Here is a 3910-nt window from a genome sequence, read left to right as displayed (position 1 = left end):
GTACAAAGCCTATCGGACTTTTATCATCGATTATCTGGAAAATCTCCCCCCGGTCAATTTCATTACCCTCTCGGGAAATACGGGGTGCGGTAAAAGCGACCTCCTGAATGAGCTGGACAACGTCATCGATCTTGAAAAAATGGCCAACCATTACGGTTCGGTATTCGGCGATGTTAACGGCGCACAGCCGAGCCAAAAAGAGTTCCAGAATCGACTCGTCCATGCCCTGTTCTCATTAAAACCGGATAGACGTGCCTTTGTCGAAGCCGAGAGTAAACGGATCGGAAAAGTCATGCTCCCCTCCGCACTCTACCGGCAGATGGAATCAGGATTCCGGATCGAGATCACCGCACCGATCGAGCAGCGTGTGGAGCGGATCATGCGCATGTACGACACGATGGATGAAACTTTTTTCCTGGAGCGGATGGAACGGATTTCCCCCTACATCAGCCGTGACGACAAAGCCTCCAGCATCGCCGCATTTAAAAACGGCGATCTCGCCGGCGTTTCGGAAATATTACTCACCAAATATTATGATAAAGTCTACAAAATTACGATCAAACCCGACATCAGCATCTGCAATGACAACCTCTCCAAAACACTCGAAATTCTCAAGGGAATACAAGATGAACAACAGCGCTAAGTTAACAAAATTTGTCCGTGCTTCGGGATGTGCCGCCAAACTTTCCCCCGGGTCGCTGGAAAATGTCACTTGTCATCTGAAATCGTTTCACACAGATTTGCTCGTCGGATTTGAGGGGAATGAAGACGCGGGCGTTTACCGGATCACGGATGATTTGGCGATGGTGCAAACGGTCGATTTTATCACCCCCGTAGTGGATGATCCTTTTGTCTACGGCCAAATCGCGGCGGCCAACTCTCTGAGTGATGTGTTTGCAATGGGAGGCGATGCTAAAACGGCTCTCAATCTCGTCGGATTTGACGGTAAAAACCACCCTACCGAAGTGTTAACCGAGATTCTGCGCGGAGGGCAAAGCAAAGTACACGAATGCGGAGCCGTTATCATCGGCGGACACACGATCGAGACCCCCGAGATGCTTTATGGCTTATCGTGTACCGGATTTGTCCATCCCGATCGGATACTGCGCAACAATACCGTGCAGGAGGGGGACCTCATCGTTCTCACCAAACCTCTCGGATTAGGGATTTTGATCACCGCGATCAAAGCCGATCTTTTAGAGGAAGCTGCCGTCATCAAAGTGGCCGAAATGATGCAAACCCTAAATTACAAAGCTTCCCTGATCGCACGGGAGTTTGATGCCCATGCCTGCACCGATGTGACGGGATTCGGGTTCTTGGGTCATCTGGCTGAAATGGGCGGAGGGAAGAAAACGATCGAAGTGGAAGCCGGTGCCGTACCGTTTTTCCCGGAGGCACTCGGAATGGCATCGATGGGAATCATTCCTGCCGGAAGCTATGCGAATAAAGAGTATCTCGAATCCAAAGTACGCTTTAATCGCGATATCGGAGCCGATATGGAGATGATCTTGTTTGATGCACAGACATCCGGAGGGCTTTTGATTTCTGCAAGCGCCGAAAATGCCAAAAAGATTGAAGAACGCTGTCTTAACGAAGGGATACCGGCGGCTATTGTCGCACAAGTCATCGCCAAAACCGATACCGATATTATTATAGGATAACACTATGCACAGACGCGAATTCATTAAAAAAACAGCTATCACCGGGGCAATTTGCCTTTCCCCCTCTTTTCTCAATGCCGATGCGGCAGCAGAGCCCAAAGAGGGCTCCGCTATCTATACTATCAGCTGGAAATTTGACCTCTCTCACCATAAAGATAAAGAGTGTGCCCTATGGGTTCCGCTCCCCTCGAATATCCGCGGATTTCAGCGCATTATCGCACTAGGAAACAACTGTGACGCGCCAGAGCATTTCGAAACGGACACCAACCGATACGAAGCCCAAACCTTTTATGCCCGCTGGGATAAAAGCACTGTGAGCAAGCAAGCCGAATTGAGTATTAAAATAGCGCTATACGACCGTCAATGCGATTGGAAATCCAAACGGATCTGCTCAGACATGATTGAACAATCCCAAGCATTCCTCGCACCGACAGCGCATCTTCCGACAGACGGAAACGTCGCCAAGATTGCAAAGATCATTATCGAAAATGAAAACGATCCCCTCAAAAAAGCCCGAAAGATTTATGATTGGATTGTCGCCAACGGCTACCGCGATGAAAGCGTCCATGGATGCGGCGTAGGGAGCCCAAACGCTATGCTCGCGCAACTCGAACGCGATGGCCGCATGGGAGGCAAGTGCCTTGATATGTCCGCCCTGTGCGTCGCGCTGATGCGTGCATCCGGTATCCCCGCACGCGAGGTGCTGGGAATCCGTGTCGGACCGTCCCGTTTTTCCGCCGCGTTCGGCGCGGGTGAGGAAATAACCAAAGCTCAGCACTGCAAAGTGGAATTTTTTATTCCGAGTATGGGGTGGATCCCCTGCGATCCTGCCGACATCACCAAACTGGTGTTCAAAGAGAAGATTGAAAAGAACTCTCCCCGCGCGCTCGAACTCTCCGATAAATTCTTCGGATTTTGGGAAAATAACTGGATGGCATTCAACCATGCGCGCGACTTCGATCTCTATCCCGCCAATACGCAAGGCACCCTCGATTCCTTTGGCTACCCATATGCTGAAATAGGCGGCGAATACCTCGATCCCTTTGATCCGGCATCTTACCGCTATACGATCCGTTCTAAACGAGGAAGCTGATGATTCTCGACTGCCGTGACATGGATTGCCCCCGTCCCGTACTGGAGACGAAAAAAGCGCTGGATGCACTCCCTGAAGATGCGACCCTCACCGTAGAGGTCAACACCCTCAGCGGACGCGAAAACTGCAAACGCTTCGCCCTCTCCCAACACTGTACCTTTACGGAAGAGGCGCTGAGTGACGGGGCGACACGGCTCATCATTGTCAAAGGCAACGGATATATCGAGCGACCCGCAGAAGAGAACCCGCTGGATGCCATGATGGAACAGGAACGGCGCAGTGCCGTGCTTGTCCTCTCCGGTGCATTACTCACGGCTCTTCTTTCCGCCTCATGCTGCATCGTCCCGACCCTTTTTATGGTTTTCGGAATCTCCTTTGCCGGAATCATCAACGTTGCCGCTTTGGAACCCTACCGATGGATTTTCACCTCTGCGGCAGTCGTGATGCTGAGTATCGGTTTTTATCGCATGGTGATCAAAAAACAGATCGAATGCGATTGCGAGCCGAGCCTGACCTCTAAAATTCTCCTATCGCTTTTCTGGATTCTTTTTCTCCTCAGCCTTGCCGTACTCTTCTATCCTTACTATGAAGGATTGATATGGGGAGAATAACGCTCAGTTTGTTAGTGTTAGCCACTTTATCCTATGCCCAAGTGTGGACACTCCACATCGGGGGGATGCACTGTATCGCGTGCACATTAGCCGTCAAAAAAGCGTTATTGAGCGTCCCGGGTGTCCAAGAAGCCAAAGTCAATTTTAAAAATGAATCCGCAACGGTAACTACCGATGAGACGGTCACCCTTCCCATGATGCAAAAAGCGGTTGAAAAAACGGGATATACGGCAACACACGTGATTCAAAAATAAAACCGCATAAATCGGTATTTTGGGTACAGTAAAAAAATCGTCTTTTGGAAGTCTGCAAATATGAGTATTATAGAGGGATATGGCGGACAGCTAGGGGTTCGAACCCTAGATAGGTTGCCCTATACACGCGTTCCAGGCGTGCGCCTTCGACCACTCGGCCAGCTGTCCATTGAAGAAAGAGTGAAATTGTACCAAATATAACTTAAGCGTGGGCCTAATAACCGTAACGATTTCTCGGCGGCTTTTTACGGGCTTGTTCTTTATTCACACGATTGCTGATATGTTTAAGCC

The 3910-nt window shown here is 50.1% G+C and carries 4 protein-coding genes, 1 tRNA gene and 1 pseudogene; 5 read left to right on the top strand and 1 reads right to left on the bottom strand.

Annotation, left to right across the window (positions count from 1 at the left end; genetic code table 11):
- The 5 genes and pseudogenes from WAO38_RS09320 to WAO38_RS09300 form a co-directional block, all read left to right on the top strand.
- A pseudogene (locus WAO38_RS09320) lies at nt 1-643 on the top strand (tRNA 2-selenouridine(34) synthase MnmH); the annotation flags it as partial.
- On the top strand, nt 627-1661 hold the full coding sequence (gene selD, locus WAO38_RS09315) for a selenide, water dikinase SelD (protein WP_422236474.1): 1035 nt from the start codon (nt 627-629) through the stop codon (nt 1659-1661). The pseudogene WAO38_RS09320 and the gene selD, both read left to right, overlap by 17 nt.
- 4 nt (nt 1662-1665) lie before the next feature.
- Nucleotides 1666-2754, top strand: a complete 1089-nt coding sequence (locus tag WAO38_RS09310; protein ID WP_422236472.1) for a transglutaminase-like domain-containing protein — start codon at nt 1666-1668, stop codon at nt 2752-2754.
- Complete coding sequence (locus WAO38_RS09305; protein ID WP_422236470.1) at nt 2754-3365, top strand: mercuric transporter MerT family protein; 612 nt, start codon at nt 2754-2756, stop codon at nt 3363-3365. Before WAO38_RS09310 ends, WAO38_RS09305 begins: the two co-directional genes overlap by 1 nt.
- Complete coding sequence (locus WAO38_RS09300) at nt 3353-3619, top strand: heavy-metal-associated domain-containing protein (protein WP_422236469.1); 267 nt, start codon at nt 3353-3355, stop codon at nt 3617-3619. The genes WAO38_RS09305 and WAO38_RS09300 overlap by 13 nt, the downstream gene beginning before the upstream one ends.
- A gap of 80 nt (nt 3620-3699) precedes the next feature.
- Here the strand turns inward: WAO38_RS09300 and WAO38_RS09295 are convergent.
- A tRNA-Ser gene (locus tag WAO38_RS09295) sits at nt 3700-3787 on the bottom strand.
- Between the last annotated feature and the right edge of the window lie 123 nt (nt 3788-3910).

This window comes from Sulfuricurvum sp. (genome assembly GCF_049277495.1).
Lineage (GTDB): Bacteria > Campylobacterota > Campylobacteria > Campylobacterales > Sulfurimonadaceae > Sulfuricurvum.
Note: the sequence above shows the minus strand (reverse complement) of the source record. Positions and strands in the feature narration are given on the sequence as shown.